Raw genomic sequence first — 17,847 nt, 5'->3', positions numbered from 1 at the left:
ATAGCCTACTATGACTATTCAATGGAATGACTATAACGTCCGTCAGGCTCAGGACGAATTAATTGATCAATACAATCAGCCCCGAACAGCTGCCAAGCGACTAATTCATCATCTGGCATCGTTTAGTGATGATGAACTGGATACGGCACGCACAGCCGCTGAGTTAGCCATTAAATTGATGGGTATTACCTTTACGGTGTATCACGAATCAGGCGATGCCATTGATCGTGCTTGGCCCTTCGATATTATTCCGCGCATTATGCCAAGCACTGAATGGCAAATGATTGAAGCCGGACTAAAACAACGTGTTCATGCTTTAAACCTGTTTATCAGCGATATTTACAGTAAACAAAAAATCATTAAAGACCGAGTTTTTCCTGCTGAGTTACTTGCTAATTCCGAAAACTTCAGACCTCAATGCATGGATATCACTCCACCATTAAATTGTTGGTCACCCATTTGTGGTTCTGACCTGGTTCGAGACCATCAGGGAGTGATGTATGTATTAGAAGACAATTTGCGTGTACCTTCAGGTGTTTCCTACATGTTAGAAAACCGGTCAGTGATGAAACGGGTTTTTCCAGACTTTTTTGAAGATTACACCATTTTGCCCGTGGACGATTATCCCTCCCAGCTTTTCGCTACGCTGGCAGCGCTCTCTCCACGCTCTACTGATAATCCTACCGTTGTAGTATTAACGCCAGGTATTTACAACTCAGCTTATTTTGAACATGCCTATTTAGCCCAACAAATGGGTTGCGAGTTGGTTGAAGGTCGTGATTTGGTTGTAGAAAATGACAACGTTTTTATGCTCACTATTGAAGGTTTAGAGCAAGTTGATGTTATTTATCGGCGTATTGATGATTTATTTCTGGATCCAAAAGTATTTAATGCCGATTCATTATTAGGCGTACCCGGAATAATGCAAGCATGGGCCAAAGGCAATGTCGCATTGGCTAATGCACCAGGGGCTGGCGTTGCTGATGACAAGGTTGTGTATGCCTTTGTCCCCAAAATGATTAAATACTATTTAAATGAAACGATATTATTACCTAATGTACCAACTTACCTGTGCTTTAACCCTAAAGAGCGGGATTATGTCATCAATAATCTTGATAAATTAGTGGTTAAACCTGCCAATGCTTCTGGTGGCTATGGTATGTTAATTGGCCCTATTGCCAGTAAAAAACAACGGAAACAGTTCGCCGAATGCATTAAAGCGAATCCTCGCAATTTTATTGCTCAGCCTACCTTAGCGCTATCAACAGTACCGACATTGATTAATCACCACATAGAACCTCGACATGTCGATATGCGCCCTTTTATTCTCAGTGGTCATACTACACAAGTCACCATGGGTGGATTAACCCGCGTTGCCATGGTACCAGGATCGTTGGTCGTCAATTCTTCTCAGGGTGGCGGCAGTAAAGATACCTGGATTGTTGAGGAGGAGGCTGTTTAACATGTTAGCTCGTGTTATAGAAACCATATACTGGATGGCTCGGTATTTAGAGCGTGCTGAAAATATTGCACGATTAATTAATGTTAATTCACACCTTTTGTTGGATTTACCAAAAGGTATTTCACCAGGCTGGGAACCACTGATTGATATTACCGGTACCCGAGAACAATATTTGGGTTTATACACTGACTTTAGTGAGGCCCATGTTTTAACTTACTTGGTAACCGATATCAAAAGTACAGCATCATTACGCTTTGCGTTAAATGCGGCAAGAGAAAATGCAAGAACAACGCGTGATGTTATTCCCCAAGAAGCCTGGGAACAATTAAACACACTGTATTTCTATGCCAGTGATTATATAAGTTATGCCCAGCGTAAAACCAAACGTTTTAGCTATTTGAATACGATCATTACCTACTGCCAAACCATTAATGGATTACTTGCTGATACTATGAATCGTGATGCGGGCTATTTATTCTTACAAATAGGTCGTTACATCGAGCGAGCCGATATGACATCACGTATTATTGATGTTCGTACGAAAAATTTACTCACTCAAAATAACCATTTGGAATTTCACCCTTTTGCCAATATTCAATGGATGAGTGTATTAAAATCCATGACGGCTTATCAAATGTATAGACGTGAAGTTCAGGTTAATATTTCACAAGAACAGGTATTAACGTTTTTATTAAAATCTAAAGTGTTCCCCCGCTCCATTTATTACTGCATTGCCGAAGTGGCTCGCAATACCCACCCCTTGCCCAAAAGTGAAGCTGTCTTAAGTTTAATCAACCAGACACTCACCAGTTTACTCTCAACACAAGCCAGCGATCTTAAGCAACAGTCGTTACATATGTATCTAGACCAAATTCAGGTTTTTCTAACACAAATTGGGGATGAACTGGATAATACTTACTTTCCTTCTGGACAAGCATCCAAGTGTATAGACCCATTAATCAAGAATACTTTATCTTCTGTGCAAAATCAGTCATTGTAGAAAAATAGCACTATTTTAGGGCCTGTTAACACTATTTTCTTTAAAAACAAATACAACGTTATTTGGTTTTTTTGTTTACATTTGAAGCAGCTTTAATCACCAGCTGTTTATAATAATTATATTCAATCATATACTCACTAAAGTCATGAAGCTCATACCTACATTGCTCTTCTGCAAGCTCATAAAGCTTACCAAGCTCTCGCCCATTAGTTTCTACTTCATCTGTATTTCCTGAAACAAGCCAGTTACTTAGACGACCTAACCATGATTTATTTTTTTCTCTTAGTGATTCAAGCAGCCTGATTTTATTGGATGCCGCAACAAGAACTTCCTGATCACTCATTGGCAGATTAACTACGGATTTCGCAATCCACTCTATCTCTCTTTGTCCCCAAAGGCCTTCAACCTCAACTTCAAACTTTACCCCTGGTGTTTCATCTTTATACCTAATTTCTTGCGTCATAAAATATACTTCGTCATAATAAATACAGAATCAAGTTACGTCATTGTATACTAATCAATCATTTCATTAAACGATAATGATTCAAAGGAAAGCTTGACTAACCTCCTATAGAACAGTGGCTGACCATGAAATTGATTTCATATTTAAGAGGTAAAAATGGAAGTTGAAGTTATTGATTTTACACCCATTGGAGAAGATGAGCGCGGTGTTACTAAAAAATTCAGCATTAAAGATTATGGTCAGTTTGTCTTCTTAACGCGAAAAGCTGGATCAATCAGTGGGAATACATACCACGAAGGCAAAAACATTGGCACTCAAGAAAAAACCTTTGTGCTCATTTCTGGAAAAGTAAAACTGTCTTATAGGCTCCATGGTACATCTGAAGTGAAAGAACAGATCATTGATGAGCACAAAGTCATCAAAGTTTTTCCTCATGTCATCCATAAAATGGAAGCGCTAACTGATATCACGATTCTGGAAAACAACTCTATTGAAGATATCGCAAATGACCGCATCCGTGAAGCTGTTTAAGCTTCACATTAGACCTAACATGCAGCAGAAGACCATCCTTCCTTAGTCTCTACTGCTAACGGTGCTCCCAGCACCTGTTCCACAAACAAATTCAAGTGCTGTAAACAACCTGCTTGCTATATCCATAACTTCGCCACTCAAATATTGCTCAATGAACATAGATTGTATTTCAATGTGTACTGATGGCAAGCGGTTGGATAGCTCGTGTTGAACTGTTTACCACATGGACACGGCAACCAAGCTTCCAAGGATGGATTCACGGCGTGCTCAACGAGAGTTGTATAACAGCTTTTTAGTAAAATAATCTTTGCAAAAAATACTATGTAAATAACTTACTATATCAGTATAATTCTTAGGCTAATCCAGAAGATATTCATTAACAAATAACCATCTTTAGTTAATAAATGGCACTAAATTATAACTTTGTGAAAATTGAACACTATGGCTCCTTAGCTTTTTCAGAAAGGCCTAAAATTAAGGAAATAAAAAATTTAGCTCATGGTAATTGTTCGTGTGTGGTAACCATTTTAGCTGCTCATGGAGAACAAGCACTCCGTATTGGCAATGAAGTACAAGCCCAAGGTATGCATTGGGAATGGGTAAAGGTCAAAAATGCGGTAAAAATCGATGCAAATGAAAAAGCTATTTTTAAACAAGCCGTTAAAAATGTAAGTACCTGCATAAAAAACAATCAAAACATATTGATTCATTGCTCAGCAGGGCTGCACCGTACGGGTATATTTGCATATTGTTTGCTAAAGCATCTAGGAGTACCAGAAAACAACGCGTTAGACTATATTCGGCAAATTCGTTTTAAAACCTTCGAAGCTTTCGAACAGAAGTATAAAAATATAGCCTTTGAGCTATCAACAACATAAATTGCAATTTCTGAGTAAAGGAGTCAAGTCCATTGACTAATACTCCTTACCACAACACATCGTGACGATGCAGTGGGTAAATTAGTTTGTTCATCCCATAGCAGCAGATGGTCTCTACTGCTAACCGTGCTCCCAGCAGCTGTTCCACAAACAAATTCAAGCCCTGCAAACAACTTGCTTGCTATATCTATAACTTCTCCACTCAAATCATTAGTAAGTGCTCACAGTGTTCTCATATTAAGTGATTAGCTAAATAGTCCTGTAAATGCTGATGTAAACATTTTGCTTTTTCATTTAATAATCGACCACTAGGCCAAACTACATAAATTTCTCTCGCTTCACCCCGCCACTGTGGAAGTATTTGAACTAATTCATCTGATTCAAGTTCTGTTATTACTTCTGTCATCGGCAGTAAAGAGATACCTTGAGAGTCACAGACCATGTATTTTACAAACCCCGTATCATTAAAAAGAGCACTGAAATACGGGGTTATTTCCAAATATTCACCAGAATATATATGTTTAAGCTTCCACTTTGACGCTAATGTTGTACCCACTACTCGATGATTTTTAAGTTCTAACGGGTGTTTTGGTTCACCATTAATTGACAAATATTCAGGAGAAGCAACAAACACCTTGTCTATCGCGCCTAACTTCTGTTGGTATAAAAGAGAGTCGGGTTGTGGTCCAATACGAATAGCAATATCCGCTCTACACTTAAGCATATCTTGCAACTGATTACTTAAAATAAGCTCAAGGCGTATTTCAGGATAGATGCGCATAAAATCTAACCACATTTGACGAAAAAAGCCATGCGAGATATTTGTTGGCGCCAATACTTTTAACTTACCACGTAAGGCTTTTATATCTTTACTTAGCTTCTGCTGAGCAATCTCAAACTGCTCAACCAAATCAACATAAGTTTGATAATAGACTTCACCTTCCTGAGTGAGTGTGCATTGTCGTGGTGTTCGGTGTAGTAAGTGACAGCCTAGTTGTTGTTCCAGACGCTTAAGCCGACGCGTTACTGTTGCTGCAGGCAGATTAACATAGCGAGCTGCGCCAGCTAAGCCACCCTGCTGAACGATATGAACGAACAATACGATATCATCGAGCATAATTTCACTTATGTAATTTAAGATTTAACAATTGTCTATTTTTAAGTCATGAATAAAACGCTAGTATTAGCTTATCAGTATGTTAAACAATGACCACTGATTGTTAACCTTAGGACACCTCTTATTACATTGAAATACCTGAAAACGTTGAATTCCTCAATTAATCTACATATATGATCTTTTTATGAGCATTGAATATATTCACTTTTATGGAGCGGTTATTGTTGGCCTAGTGGCGACACTCATCATGGATCTTTGGACAATATTTTTACATCGCACCTTCAACATAACTTCACTTAATTATTGCCTGGTTGGCCGTTGGATTCTTCATATGCCTTCTGGTACTTTCAAGCATTATAATATTGCTAAAACCCCAAAAAAAACTGCAGAATGTATAATAGGTTGGATTAGTCACTACCTTATTGGTATTGCATTTGTTTTTACACTTGTAATACCAACACAAGGTCACTGGTTAGCATATCCTACGCTGTTTCCTGCATTATTGGTTGGAATAATTACCGTACTGATACCATTTTTCATAATGCAACCATCAATGGGACTGGGTATTGCAGCCAGTAAAACACCTTATCCAACGCGAGCAAGACTAAAAAGTTTAATAACACATACAGTATTTGGTTTTGGGCTTTATCTATCCGCCCTACCGACAAGTTACTTGTTAAGCATATATGATTAGCCGTGATAACGATTACGCTCACCCTTATATAAACCAATAAACTTTCAGGACTATTATTATGAATCCACATTATTGGCTGAACCGGTGGCAAGAAAATGAAATTGCTTTCCATGAAGCTGAAACAAATCCAGGATTAACCAAATACTTTAAAACGCTGACACTTAAACAAAGCAGCCGTGTCTTTGTACCTTTATGCGGTAAAACATTGGATATTGCTTGGCTACTTGCTAATGGCTACCACATAACAGGTATTGACTTAAGTGAAGTGGCAATCAAGCAATTATTTATCACGCTTGGCGTGCAAGCCAATATTATAAACTTAGGAAAAGTAACGCGATACAGTGCACAAAATATCGATATATTTGTAGGAAATATTTTTGATTTATCCTATGAATTGCTTGGTGCGGTTGATGGCATTTATGACCGAGCCGCATTGGTAGCTTTGCCAAAAGAAATGCGTCAGCGCTATACAGCTCACCTCAAAACAATAACCAATAATGCCCCCCAACTGCTTATTAGTTATGAATATAATCAAAGCTTAATGGAAGGCCCCCCTTTTTTCAGTCCATCATGAAGAAATTGTCCAACACTACAACGATAGCTACACAATTACCTCCCTTGAAAGTGAACCTGTACAAGGTGGGTTAAAAGGAAATTATGCAGTTGATGAAAAAATTTGGCTGTTATCTCCACTATGAAAAATGGTATTCGTGAAATGGTATAAAACCCAGTCAACATTAAGGTTCAGATAAAAACTTAGTAAACACAATTTTATTTTCACCTGACGGAGAAGATATAACATCAGTAATGTGGTATTCATTGTTAATAAGTAAAATAAGCATACCAGGGTACTTGTTCATACTTTTAACTCTAATTTTGTGTGTACCACTTACTCGCAAATAAGCTTCCTGGCTTTCAATGAGTTTTTGTGCAATTCCAATGCGACGAAATTCAGGATGTACACCACCTAGCCAGCTATAAAAGGTCTTGTCTCCCTCCCAGTAACCTAGCTTATACCCAGCCAGCTTACCTGAAACCTCTGCAACTAACAGCTTATATTGACATGAAGCTATTCTGTCTAAAAAATATGCCACAGAAGAAATATGATTTAACTCTGTTACACTATTGTGTATTAACAAGGCTTCTTCAAAACTACCATCTCTAATAATCATAATCACTGACTTCTATAAACTTCATGATTCACTTTTGCTCTATAAAATAGCTAAAAAAACAGTATCATTTACCCCACTTCAAATGAAGTTACACCATAAAGTTGGTCTAATAGCAAATCTTGCAATTCCCCCGTATACATTCTAGCTGTTTCAAAAACCTTCTTCATATTATAATGTTCTGCTAACGTGAGGGCTTCTTGATTGACTTCAGGTATATCAAGATAGACAGGTTGTAATGGATCTACAGCTTGTATTAATGAAGCAAAAATAGCATTAGCATATGCAGGATTATCAGCATAAAGTGGCCCAACCTTGTAGCCATTTAACGCTTTACGCATTACACCATAACCAACCAAATGATCATTTTGTATAATGCCGAGAGCCTTACAGTCTGGCTGATTAATCCATGCATTCATGAAGGCTGTTCTTTTTGCCGGAAAAAATGATTGGTTATATTGCTCAATAGCTTCAAATGGCACTTGAGAAAGCGTAATAACATTGGCATTAGTGGGTAAATTATCACAACCGAAGCATTCAAATCGGATATTTCGATAGGCTAACTTAAAGCCAAATTTTTTGTAATTTGCTTGTTGCTCAACAACACCATCTAAGCCAATATTACATCCTTTCAGATAGTGAATGCCTGCTTCCCATATTTTCAAACCATAGCCTTGACCACGATATTTAGGATGTACAATATAAAAACCGAGAAAACCGAATGCTGCCCCATATTTAACGACGGATAATGTTGCAATAGGTTCACCATCCAGCAAACCGATTAGGAAGCCATTTGGATCCGTGAGATAATAACATTCTGCATCATGAAGCCCAGGGTTCCACCCCTCTTTCGCTGCCCAGTCAATAGCTATATTAACTTCCTCACGAGTCATTGTTCGGATTATGTAGTTATTTTGCTTCATTAGATCTCCTTATGATGCTTCCTGTTTCCTTAAAGAGTATGGTGAGAATGCAATTATAGCCATAAAAATACATTGTAGTGAGACTTGCCCGATGAAGTTCATTGAATGTATAAAGCAAATTAACCTACTGAAGAAAAGACCAACATTTCACTATCAGACTGAAATCCTAAATGCCTGTATAACTTTTGACCTAGCTCTGATGCGGCAAGTCGTAACTGTGTTATATTCGCCTGTTGTGCTTCATAGATAATATGGCTCATGATCTGTTTAGACAGCCCTTGTCTTCTATAACTGAGGTGCGTTTGTACATCATCAATAATCATTTCATTGCCAGCAAAAATTGCCCGAGCCCATGATATTAGATTTTGTCCATCACGTAGATAGTACATAACAACTCCATTTTTATTAAACCTATCTAAGCAAACAACATCAGCCCCTCGCTGCTCGTTAAACCAATTCACCTCATCATTACTATTTAGCACTTTAACATCATGTTGAGGTTTCTGTGCTTGAAGCTGGTTCATCGCTAAAGACATCAACCGTTCTTGAGCCACAGGCAAATACTGTTGCTGATCAAGCTGTTTGTATGCAGACAATCCGATGTTAAAGAGCGTAATAAAATGCTGCTCTTGGTTGATACTTGTCCTAAACGATTGCAGATCAAATTCCTTTAAATTCCATATAAACGCCTCATGCTTACGTTTAACTGTACCAATAACCGTACTAAAAGAGCAGATCACACCACTAGTGCTATGTGTTAGCACAACTTCACCTTGAGTGCGTGATTGACTCCACCCCACCACAAAGCTCCGAATAGCCTCTACTAATTTGTTGTATGTATTAATGTCCATTAAATCCCTTACTGCTTGTACGGTGACTTGTTACTTCCAAAATGAATGTCAATATTATACCCTCAGTGATGGGTATTCCTACTAAACAAAAGTCGTTATCCATGATTAAACAACTCGAAAAGCTATTACAGCAAGGCCAGGACAATGCCATGTTAAGATTTGGCTTGGGAAAAGCTTACCTGGATTGCCTACAGCCAGAGAAAGCTATTGAGCATTTCACCGCCTGTTTACAACATGATAAAAACTACTCCGCAGCCTGGAAATTGCTAGGAAAAAGTTATGTTCAATTGGAAGAGTGGAAAAACGCTGCTGATACTTACCAACAAGGTATAGTAATCGCTCGGAGTAAAGGTGATAAGCAAGCAGAAAAAGAAATGCTTGTTTTCCTTAAGCGGTGCAATAAACAATTAGATAACACCAAGTAGCAATATATTCCTACTTGGTCATTGATATACCCTTCACGAATCACTTTTAAGGTTTGTTATCAGCGCTCTTGGCCACTATGGATGGTGAGAATGCAATTTACGCAGGCGCATTTAACTACTCCCCAGTCACGTTATACAACATGACTGGGTGGTAAAAAAATAATCAGTGCACCTAACTCAAATAATATCTAAGGTGACAACCAGGACAGTGATTATATTGGGCGATTTTCAGCTATATCCAGCTCGTTTAATAAAAATCCTTTACTCTTTTCAACACCATTAATAACAAGATGAATTGTCATTAAATTAGTTGGCAATTCGATAGCCGTTTCTAACTCTGTCCAACTATTATCATCAACTTGGCTTTGTGCAGCTGAAAACCAGTCTTTTTTACCATCAGTCGTTTCATAATAGATCCAAAGTGTTGCTTGTCCTTTTGCTAACCCTTTCAAACTTGCCTTAACTTGGTATTTTTTCCCTGGTTGCATTGCACAGGTCATATTGATACCCAATGTGGGTAGGTTAACACTGTTTTCTACTTGGAGAACTTTTTCAACTTCACCACTAATGACTTCTTCAACAAATGTAAATTGATCATTTCCTGGAATCCAGGGATAGATACCTTCCAATTTTTCTTCAGAAAAGCTAATTGTCCAAGAATCGGGATGCCAATTTATACTACTGGAGTTAGGCAACTTCTGTAGAGAAGACTTTTTAGTACCCACTAATTGTTTCGATGACATACAAAAATTGGCTACATGAGGCGCTGCGATGTTTAACGCTTTTGCATTATTAGCTTCCAGCCCCCCCGCTATTTTCCCACCCAGACTCATTTTTTCATCATCATAGCAAGGCTCTATTCCATACTCACAGACTTTTATGGATGGATTCGAAAAATAAGGTACTCGATCAGCCATACCATGATCTTGTGGATACGTCATTATTGAAGCAACACGATCCTTGCCTTTTGTAGCATACCCAAACGCAAAAGGATACTGACCCGAAAATACTTGAGCGTCAATTGCGTCATTAATGGTATTAATTCCTCCTAATGTGGGCACTTTTTTTCCATAAAAATTAATATCTTTTAATACATCAAAGTACTCATTATAAAGTGTTTGATAATCTGGAAATGATTTTTGCTCTGTGGACAGTCCGTGGTTTAATCCAAAGAGATGTCCTAACTCATGAGCAACATGATAGGCTGTTTCATTACTATCAGGGTTAATACTATATTCAGAGCACTGATCATTAACATTAACAACAGCATATGCATTATTAATATTCTGTATAGAAAAAGCACCTTTATTATAAAGGAAATAACCAGGTGCTGTTAGTCCGCAGGTTATACCACTACCACTTGCACCATCAACCTCAAATAATGTTAAAACCAAATCCGCATGATATCGAGCACGTAAGTCACGCAATGTTCTATTTTGTCCACTTTCTTCTAACGCCTTAGTGATTTCTTGTCCATCAACAGGCATCAGGGATGTTTCTACAGGGTACTGTTCCACTAAGTTCAGCTTAATATCAACCTTACTGTTTTCGAATGCTTTATTAGTAAATGCAATATAATCAATAATTTTCTTGTTGATATTTTGATTATTTTTTTGGTATACCTCTTCTGCTTTTGGCGTATACACAACCAAGACATCAACTTCATGTACTTTTGTACCAGCAAGAACACTTGTTACACCTAAAAATGGAAGCAACAAGGTAGTTTTTATAATGGAATTACCTGGTTTATTTTTTATCATACTCAATATATTCCAAATAGAATAAAACTTTTTAAAGTCATGTCATTCTATTTGTAAACCTTTATTATTCTATTAGTAGAACTACAGATAACACCACACAAAAAGGCATACATTCGTACCATATTAATACCTATGGAAACATATGATACTATCAGCAAGGCGGTCATTAACAATTTAAAATATATTTTTTACTTTTTATATTAATCCATACATTCTTAAACATACTCCATGAGTATTTTTATGCACGATATCTTTCACTTTCCCATAGCAAAACCTGAAAAAATTTTTAAAAAAACACAACCAATGGTTTACTGAATGGTAATGTCGAGCAATTTCTTAGAGAACAAGATCACGGTACAATTAAAGATTGTCATACTTATTTTAATAAAATGATACGCAATTACTCTGGGGTAATTTTATACAATGTGTCATGCATTATTTATGGCGTGAGCAGAATTAGCGAGAATGATTTACAGCCCAGCAACTTTCGTAATAACACATAGGGTCAATTGAGAGTAGACACACAAAATCTCCAATAACATTAAAATAACTGATTTAACTAATTATAATCAGTATACTATAAACTGTCCCATCATGCCTTTATCTTCATGCTCAAGTACATGACAATGATACATATAAGGAATATGATAATTAATATCCGATCGATTTTCTATATCTTTCATATATTCTTTTCGATAAGTATTGTGGTTAAATTCTACCAGTATTTTGCAAGTATGATACTCACCTTCATCCATTTCACCAATACGTTTTGGCAGTGCGATTGTGTCCTTCCATCCTTTTAGAGTATTGTCTGGCTCTTTTCCATATAGCTCAAGAACCAAAAACGAGCAGCCATGAACATGAAAGTTATGACCTCCTTTCAAGGATTTTATTTCCCATATCTCAGACATGTCTATTTTTACTTGTTCATTGATAAACTTCATATCAAATTCTTTATTATTAATACTCATTTTTGATAATTCATCGTCTACTGTAAGTTCAAATGATCTAGATACATCAGACAATGTATTAGTAATCAAGTCTCTCTTAATTTTACTATTTCTTAAACTATTAGCTAAGATCGTTTCTTTTAATTGAAAAGAATTTACTACAATCTTTGCTATACTCACTGTAATATAATCAGGATCAAAGGGATCAGAAGGTAGTGTAATTGCCTTCATCTCTAGCATACCACCTCTAAATTTTGAAAAGTCAACTATTATTTCAACCCTCTCACCTGGAAGAACCAAAATTTTTTCAACTTGTTCAGGCTGGTTTAAAAACCCTCCATCAGAAGCAATAACATAAAATGTAGTATCATTAAAGAATAGATTATATGGCCGTGCATTAGATGCATTTAATATCCTGAATCTTACAAACCCTGGCATTACTGATATAAATGGATTAGCTACTCCATTTATACAATATGTATCACCTACAAATACTCTGTTTGGTTTTCGATCATAAATCTGCTGTCCGGTATCGTCAAAAAGCTTATCTTGCAAAATAATTGGTATATCATTAACCCCATAAATATCTGGCAAACCCAACGAATAGCTATTTTTATCCTCTATAATAAACATTCCTGCATGACCAAAATATACCTGTTCAGCTGTTTTACCACAGGTATGATCATGGTACCAGCAAGTTGCAGCTTCTTGATGAATTGGCATACTGATATTCCAAGTTTCGCCTGGATGAATCATCTGATGAGGACCACCATCTAAACGACCGGGTATATGTAGGCCATGCCAATGATTGGTTACTGACTCTGATCTTAAATTTACAATAGAGAAATCAACAACATCACCTCGCTTGACTTTAATTGTAGGGCCTAAATATGAGCAATGATGTTGTAAAGTAGAAATGCCAGTAGCATAGGATTTTTTCCCCGGATAAAACTCATGTTTGGTATCTTGAATATACAGAGTTGGCATACGATATCGTTTTGTATAAGGGGTATACAACAGGGGGGGGACACAAAGAGGATTATAATCAGAAATAGCTTTTTTTTGCCGATAAGAAAGTCCCTCTAATGGTCGAGAGTGACCACCAATAGAAACCCCTGCTGAAGTTAGTGCAACTCCCGAAGAAAACACAGCTCCATATTTAATAAAATCTCTACGCTCCATATATGTACCCTTTAATTTTTATATACTAAACATGAATAATTTTTTTATTTATTTTTGTTTTCAATATAAAACTTCGAGTACTTCTTAAGAGGTAAGCCTGCATTTTTACAAGAGTTTCAAAATATCTGATTATAAAGTTTAGGTTTGTTCAATAACAGAAAATTGACCGATTTTACTAACACCCTGTTCATCCATACTTACCAGCTGATATAAGTAAGGAACATGGTACTTCAAGTTAGTCGGATTATAGGCAGCTTGAAACTGGTTTACACCATGTCGATATGTGGTCGTATTAAAACTAATGAGTATCTTCATTTTATGCAATTCATTCCCCCTTCCCCCTATTGTAATAGTATCCAGCCATCCACAACTCTCAGGAGGAATGCCATTTATACTAACTACTAGAAATGAAGTTCCATAGATATGAAAAGTGTAATTCCCCTTTACTTCTACCTCCCAAACTTCATCTTTATCTCGAACAACAGCACTCTCAATTTCATTCATATTGAAGATTGTTTTTTCCAATATATTTTTTTTTGCTGTTTCAACTTCGTCTGTTGATATTTTTTTTACTATTGGCAATGTATCTACAAGATTAAAGTTAACATTGAGACTATTTTGCCTCAAACTATTAGGCAATACCGTATCAGTACAGGCAACATCTTCAACCAAAACTTTTAGTGCAAGAACTGATAAATCATTCCAAAAACTATCCACAATGTTAATTGCAATATTTTGCTGTTTTTCCTCAATTAACAACATTAGCTCACAGCGCTGACCTGGTGCTACTCTTACTTTTTTTATAGCAATGGGGGCATTCAACATTCCGCCATCTGTTGCAATTTGGTAAAATATTGAGTCATTAGTAAAAGAAAAATCCAAAATCCGACTTTGTGTGGCATTTACAATCCGAAAACGAACCCAGCCAGGTGAAACAGAAATATATGGCTTAACGGTGCCATTGATAACTAGTGTGTTCCCCCTGTAGCGTGTGTTGAGATTAAATATTTCCTTCCCTTCACTATCAAAATTTTTATCCTGAACAATAAGCGGAATATCATCCAAACCATATGTGACAGGCATATTCAATGACTTATTACTTTCATCTTCAACAATCATAAGCCCCGCATAGCCTAAGTACATCTGTTGAATGCCCAACTCATAACCTAATGGGTGATACCAACAAGTAGCAGCTTCTTGCTGAATATGTAATGTAGTGTTCCAACTTTCTCCTGGATTTATCAACTGGTGGGGACTGCCATCAACACTTCCTGGAATATGCAAACCATGCCAGTGATTCATAGTTACTTCATTAGTTTGGTTTTTAATCGATAATTTAACAACATCGCCACGTTTTACTTTTATAGTTGGCCCTAGGTAATTCAGTTGATGCTGTGATGAAGATAAACCTATAGAAGAAGATACAATATTATGAAAAAAACTATGCGTTTTATTATTTATCGTTAGGGTTGGTAAGCTATAAAAGTCAGAAAATGGATCATTCAGCATTGGAGGAATATACAGTACATTATCACTTTCAGTTAACTCTACTTCGTACTTTATATTATCTGTTTTTAAGCCAGAATACAAAATACCCAATGCGCCCACTCCAGACGCAACAGTTAAAAACTGACGTCGATCCATTCCTTTACCTTATTATAATTAAATTTTCAGGCTTCATCGTACACTATAAACTGCCCCATCATACCTTTATCTTCATGCTCAAGTAAATGGCAGTGATACATATAGGGGAAATGATAGATCAACTCTTTTTGGTCTTTTAAACCACTAATATTCTGATTGCTAGTGTTAGCACGATAGGTTGTATGGTCAAATTTTACTAAAATTTTTGCCTTGTAGTATTTTCCTACAGGAGTACCTGGCTCTGGCAATGGTAGTACCACTGTATCTTTCCAGCCTTTAAACTCATCTGGAGGAGGCTCATCATCAATCTCCATAACAAGAAATGAACAACCATGCACATGAAAGGGATGTCCTCCTCGCAGAGACTTAACCTCCCATACTTCAAGAACACCACGAGGAACAATATCATTTATAACTTTCATGTCATAGGCTTTATTATTTATATACATTTCCGTTAGAGTACTATTACTACTTAAATCAAAAGATCTGGATATATCTTGAGGTGCTGATTTAATTTCTTCCTCCCAGTTGATCCATTTTTTCCTTAACCGAGATGGTAAAGCAGCAGGAAGCTCAAAACTATCTTCAATAGCCAGTCGCATAATTTTAACAAACAAGTCGCCGCCACCCGGATCAACAACGATCGTTTTAGCCATTAGATCGATAATACCACCACCATCCTGTGATAGATCAATCATAATTTCAGCACGCTCTCCTGAGTACAACGTAAGTTGATCAATTTGTACTGGTTGGTTTAAAAAACCACCATCTCCTGCAATAACATAAAAACTTCGTCCATCCTTAAAGTAAAAGTCAAAGTGTCTATCATTCGCACCGTTTAATATTCTTAAACGCACCCAGCCTGGGTTTACTTTACAATATGGACTTATCGTACCATTCACTAATATATTATCGCCTAAAAAGATAGGACCACCTCTTAAGTCATAAATTTGCTCAAAATTTGTGTTAAAAAGCTTATCATGAACAATAACTGGAATTTCATTAACTCCATAAATATCCGGAATTCCTAAAAAAGTACTATGAGTATCTTCTATCAAAAACAACCCTGCATGGCCAAAATAAACATGTTCCGCAGTTTTGCCACAGGTATGATCATGGTACCAGCAAGTAGCTGCTTCTTGCCGAATAGGCATGGTTATATTCCAAGTTTCACCTGGCTGAATCATTTGATGAGGCCCACCATCTAAACGACCAGGTATATGTAACCCATGCCAATGATTTGTAACAGGTTCTTGTCGTAAATTAACAATAGAAAAGTCTACAACATCTCCTTGTTTAACTTTGATAGTTGGGCCAAAATATGAGCAGTGATGCTGTAAAGTTGAAAGTCCTGTGGCAGGGGATTTTTTTTCAGGATAAAATTCATGAAATGTATCTTGTACATATAACGTTGGCATACGATAACGTTTAGCGAAAGGGTTATATAATAGCGGTGGTATATATAATGGATTATACTCTGAAATGTGTTTTTTTTGCTGATAATTAAGCCCTTCGGAAGATCCTGAAGAATTTAGTGCAGAAAGCCCCACAGAACTAAACGCCAATCCCGATGATAAAGTGGCTCCATATTTAATAAAGTTCCTGCGGTCCATTACATTACCTTTCCAATTTGAAAATTTTAATCTTAGGGCTTCACGTCAAATAAATCCACCCTTTTGAAGCCAAATAAGGCTCAACATGATAATTATTAACTGCTTATATCGAGTTCAAATCAGTCTTTTACTACATTATTTCACTAGCTCAACCCAACACCTTATACTTGAAATTATTTTTCCTCGATAAAATTATTTTTTCTTTTTTATTTTCAAATTTTAATACAACCACATTTTGCTGATTTCCAATCTCTGACATAGCAGTTATTTTAACATCCAACTCATTTACTTTCTTTAGCACATTAAGCATATTAATGTTAACATTTGTTTCATGACGACCAAATCGCACATCATTTACATCTAATACGATTTTTTCGCCACCAATTTTTATACTTATATTATTTAACAAATAGCGACCCAACAGCTTTTCTTTTTCTTTTATATTTAGTTTACTATAACGCTCTTTACCATAATAAATTCTTAGCGCAATATCTACTCCCTGCTGCGCAAATGAACCATGAATATAACTTGAACCAGGCGTGAGTATAATATTATAGAATGAGATAAAGTTTGTGTGAGAATAAGTTAATTCACTAAACAAAAACAAACTTAAAAAAAATGATTTATAAAAAAGGTTCGAGAGCATTATAAATTCCTTTTTACTATGCACTCATTACTATTGATAGAGCACTAAAATTTCATAACAGCATACTAACAACTGTATGACAATGACTATCGATCTTCATAAAAACAACAATACAGCAGACTCCAGTTAAGACAACTATTTTTTTGTCTTTTTTTGTCGCAATCTTTCATCCGCATTATAAAAAATAGCGAATATTATTACTTAACAGTCACTTATTCAGTCTTATTTTCTTTTTCTATTTACCAAGAAAGTATCTATCTTCAACACTCTACTTTTGACGACAATAAACTATTAGTCATAATAATTTTCAGGATAGACTAACTAATCAGCATAAATTGTAATAATGTGTACTAACAATGCGTATAGTCATTTTTAAAGTTAAGGCAAACCAACATCTTGCTATTCCCAAGAATTTAAAAAGAATTGCTGTAGTATTCTAATAGGCACGAAAGACAAACAAAGGTTGGGTAATGTGCGTCGGCAAGAATGCGGCACCCAAGCCTCCAAGGAAGGATTCACGGCGTGTTAGTCGAACATTA

At 36.4% G+C, this 17,847-nt stretch carries 17 protein-coding genes; 7 read left to right on the top strand and 10 right to left on the bottom strand.

The window, feature by feature from the left end; genetic code table 11:
• Positions 1-10: 10 nt before the first annotated feature.
• Together ACQ96U_RS04300 and ACQ96U_RS04295 are read left to right on the top strand one after the other, a co-directional pair.
• Complete coding sequence (locus tag ACQ96U_RS04300; RefSeq protein WP_431719998.1) at positions 11-1,462, top strand: circularly permuted type 2 ATP-grasp protein; 1,452 nt, start codon at positions 11-13, stop codon at positions 1,460-1,462.
• A gap of 1 nt (position 1,463) precedes the next feature.
• A complete protein-coding gene (locus ACQ96U_RS04295; protein ID WP_431719997.1) occupies positions 1,464-2,462 on the top strand; it encodes an alpha-E domain-containing protein in 999 nt (332 codons plus the stop codon).
• Positions 2,463-2,520: 58 nt separating this feature from the next.
• On the opposite strand, the gene ACQ96U_RS04290 is transcribed toward ACQ96U_RS04295, so the two are convergent.
• Positions 2,521-2,925: a hypothetical protein gene (locus ACQ96U_RS04290; RefSeq protein ID WP_431719996.1), complete on the bottom strand. Its 405-nt coding sequence runs from the start codon at positions 2,923-2,925 to the stop codon at positions 2,521-2,523.
• Positions 2,926-3,081: 156 nt separating this feature from the next.
• On the opposite strand from ACQ96U_RS04290, the gene ACQ96U_RS04285 reads away from it, so the two are divergent.
• Positions 3,082-3,456, top strand: coding sequence for a hypothetical protein (locus ACQ96U_RS04285; RefSeq protein WP_431719995.1), 375 nt, complete (start codon positions 3,082-3,084; stop codon positions 3,454-3,456).
• Between the two features lie 404 nt (positions 3,457-3,860).
• Positions 3,861-4,334 carry a protein-tyrosine phosphatase family protein gene (locus ACQ96U_RS04280; protein WP_431719994.1) on the top strand — a complete coding sequence of 158 codons (474 nt, stop codon included), beginning with the start codon at positions 3,861-3,863 and terminating at the stop codon, positions 4,332-4,334.
• Positions 4,335-4,566: 232 nt separating this feature from the next.
• Here the strand turns inward: ACQ96U_RS04280 and ACQ96U_RS04275 are convergent, their stop codons facing one another.
• Positions 4,567-5,451, bottom strand: a complete 885-nt coding sequence (locus ACQ96U_RS04275; protein WP_431719993.1) for a LysR family transcriptional regulator — start codon at positions 5,449-5,451, stop codon at positions 4,567-4,569.
• Positions 5,452-5,635: 184 nt separating this feature from the next.
• On the opposite strand from ACQ96U_RS04275, the gene ACQ96U_RS04270 reads away from it, so the two are divergent.
• Both ACQ96U_RS04270 and tmpT read left to right on the top strand, forming a co-directional pair.
• A complete protein-coding gene (locus ACQ96U_RS04270; RefSeq protein ID WP_431719992.1) occupies positions 5,636-6,145 on the top strand; it encodes a DUF2938 domain-containing protein in 510 nt (169 codons plus the stop codon).
• Between the two features lie 58 nt (positions 6,146-6,203).
• The gene (tmpT, locus tag ACQ96U_RS04265; protein ID WP_431719991.1) at positions 6,204-6,719 is read left to right on the top strand and encodes a thiopurine S-methyltransferase; all 516 of its coding nucleotides are present in this window, start codon (positions 6,204-6,206) and stop codon (positions 6,717-6,719) included.
• 163 nt (positions 6,720-6,882) lie between these two features.
• Here the strand turns inward: tmpT and ACQ96U_RS04260 are convergent, their stop codons facing one another.
• From ACQ96U_RS04260 to ACQ96U_RS04250, 3 genes are all read right to left on the bottom strand, one after another.
• Positions 6,883-7,317 carry a GNAT family N-acetyltransferase gene (locus ACQ96U_RS04260; RefSeq protein WP_431720134.1) on the bottom strand — a complete coding sequence of 145 codons (435 nt, stop codon included), beginning with the start codon at positions 7,315-7,317 and terminating at the stop codon, positions 6,883-6,885.
• Positions 7,318-7,385: 68 nt separating this feature from the next.
• Positions 7,386-8,237: a GNAT family N-acetyltransferase gene (locus ACQ96U_RS04255; protein WP_431719990.1), complete on the bottom strand. Its 852-nt coding sequence runs from the start codon at positions 8,235-8,237 to the stop codon at positions 7,386-7,388.
• A gap of 119 nt (positions 8,238-8,356) precedes the next feature.
• Complete coding sequence (locus tag ACQ96U_RS04250) at positions 8,357-9,088, bottom strand: GNAT family N-acetyltransferase (RefSeq protein ID WP_431719989.1); 732 nt, start codon at positions 9,086-9,088, stop codon at positions 8,357-8,359.
• Between the two features lie 41 nt (positions 9,089-9,129).
• Here ACQ96U_RS04250 and ACQ96U_RS04245 point away from each other — a divergent pair, with 41 nt between their 5' ends.
• Positions 9,130-9,513: a tetratricopeptide repeat protein gene (locus ACQ96U_RS04245; RefSeq protein ID WP_431719988.1), complete on the top strand. Its 384-nt coding sequence runs from the start codon at positions 9,130-9,132 to the stop codon at positions 9,511-9,513.
• A 212-nt stretch (positions 9,514-9,725) separates the two neighbouring features.
• On the opposite strand, the gene ACQ96U_RS04240 is transcribed toward ACQ96U_RS04245, so the two are convergent.
• The 5 genes from ACQ96U_RS04240 to ACQ96U_RS04220 all read right to left on the bottom strand — a co-directional run bounded on the left by ACQ96U_RS04240 (position 9,726) and on the right by ACQ96U_RS04220 (position 17,308).
• The gene (locus ACQ96U_RS04240) at positions 9,726-11,273 is read right to left on the bottom strand and encodes a reprolysin-like metallopeptidase (protein ID WP_431719987.1); all 1,548 of its coding nucleotides are present in this window, start codon (positions 11,271-11,273) and stop codon (positions 9,726-9,728) included.
• 569 nt (positions 11,274-11,842) lie between these two features.
• Positions 11,843-13,405 (bottom strand): multicopper oxidase family protein, encoded by a 1,563-nt coding sequence (locus ACQ96U_RS04235; protein WP_431719986.1) that lies wholly within the window; start codon positions 13,403-13,405, stop codon positions 11,843-11,845.
• Positions 13,406-13,543: 138 nt separating this feature from the next.
• Positions 13,544-15,049: a multicopper oxidase family protein gene (locus ACQ96U_RS04230; protein WP_431719985.1), complete on the bottom strand. Its 1,506-nt coding sequence runs from the start codon at positions 15,047-15,049 to the stop codon at positions 13,544-13,546.
• A gap of 26 nt (positions 15,050-15,075) precedes the next feature.
• Positions 15,076-16,662, bottom strand: coding sequence for a multicopper oxidase family protein (locus ACQ96U_RS04225; protein ID WP_431719984.1), 1,587 nt, complete (start codon positions 16,660-16,662; stop codon positions 15,076-15,078).
• Between the two features lie 148 nt (positions 16,663-16,810).
• Positions 16,811-17,308 carry a DUF6702 family protein gene (locus ACQ96U_RS04220; RefSeq protein WP_431719983.1) on the bottom strand — a complete coding sequence of 166 codons (498 nt, stop codon included), beginning with the start codon at positions 17,306-17,308 and terminating at the stop codon, positions 16,811-16,813.
• Positions 17,309-17,847 lie beyond the last annotated feature (539 nt).

This window comes from Zooshikella sp. RANM57, assembly GCF_050749885.1.
Taxonomy (GTDB): Bacteria; Pseudomonadota; Gammaproteobacteria; order Pseudomonadales; family Zooshikellaceae; genus Zooshikella.
This window is presented reverse-complemented; position numbering and strand designations above follow the sequence as displayed.

Coding starts and splice junctions, on each gene's coding strand:
- ACQ96U_RS04300 (WP_431719998.1), top strand. CDS start 11: ATGACTATTCAATGGAATGACTATAACGTCCGTCAGGCTCAGGACGAA.
- ACQ96U_RS04295 (WP_431719997.1), top strand. CDS start 1,464: ATGTTAGCTCGTGTTATAGAAACCATATACTGGATGGCTCGGTATTTA.
- ACQ96U_RS04290 (WP_431719996.1), bottom strand. CDS start 2,925: ATGACGCAAGAAATTAGGTATAAAGATGAAACACCAGGGGTAAAGTTT.
- ACQ96U_RS04285 (WP_431719995.1), top strand. CDS start 3,082: ATGGAAGTTGAAGTTATTGATTTTACACCCATTGGAGAAGATGAGCGC.
- ACQ96U_RS04280 (WP_431719994.1), top strand. CDS start 3,861: ATGGCACTAAATTATAACTTTGTGAAAATTGAACACTATGGCTCCTTA.
- ACQ96U_RS04275 (WP_431719993.1), bottom strand. CDS start 5,451: ATGCTCGATGATATCGTATTGTTCGTTCATATCGTTCAGCAGGGTGGC.
- ACQ96U_RS04270 (WP_431719992.1), top strand. CDS start 5,636: ATGAGCATTGAATATATTCACTTTTATGGAGCGGTTATTGTTGGCCTA.
- tmpT (WP_431719991.1), top strand. CDS start 6,204: ATGAATCCACATTATTGGCTGAACCGGTGGCAAGAAAATGAAATTGCT.
- ACQ96U_RS04260 (WP_431720134.1), bottom strand. CDS start 7,317: ATGATTATTAGAGATGGTAGTTTTGAAGAAGCCTTGTTAATACACAAT.
- ACQ96U_RS04255 (WP_431719990.1), bottom strand. CDS start 8,237: ATGAAGCAAAATAACTACATAATCCGAACAATGACTCGTGAGGAAGTT.
- ACQ96U_RS04250 (WP_431719989.1), bottom strand. CDS start 9,088: ATGGACATTAATACATACAACAAATTAGTAGAGGCTATTCGGAGCTTT.
- ACQ96U_RS04245 (WP_431719988.1), top strand. CDS start 9,130: ATGAATGTCAATATTATACCCTCAGTGATGGGTATTCCTACTAAACAA.
- ACQ96U_RS04240 (WP_431719987.1), bottom strand. CDS start 11,273: ATGATAAAAAATAAACCAGGTAATTCCATTATAAAAACTACCTTGTTG.
- ACQ96U_RS04235 (WP_431719986.1), bottom strand. CDS start 13,405: ATGGAGCGTAGAGATTTTATTAAATATGGAGCTGTGTTTTCTTCGGGA.
- ACQ96U_RS04230 (WP_431719985.1), bottom strand. CDS start 15,049: ATGGATCGACGTCAGTTTTTAACTGTTGCGTCTGGAGTGGGCGCATTG.
- ACQ96U_RS04225 (WP_431719984.1), bottom strand. CDS start 16,662: ATGGACCGCAGGAACTTTATTAAATATGGAGCCACTTTATCATCGGGA.
- ACQ96U_RS04220 (WP_431719983.1), bottom strand. CDS start 17,308: ATGCTCTCGAACCTTTTTTATAAATCATTTTTTTTAAGTTTGTTTTTG.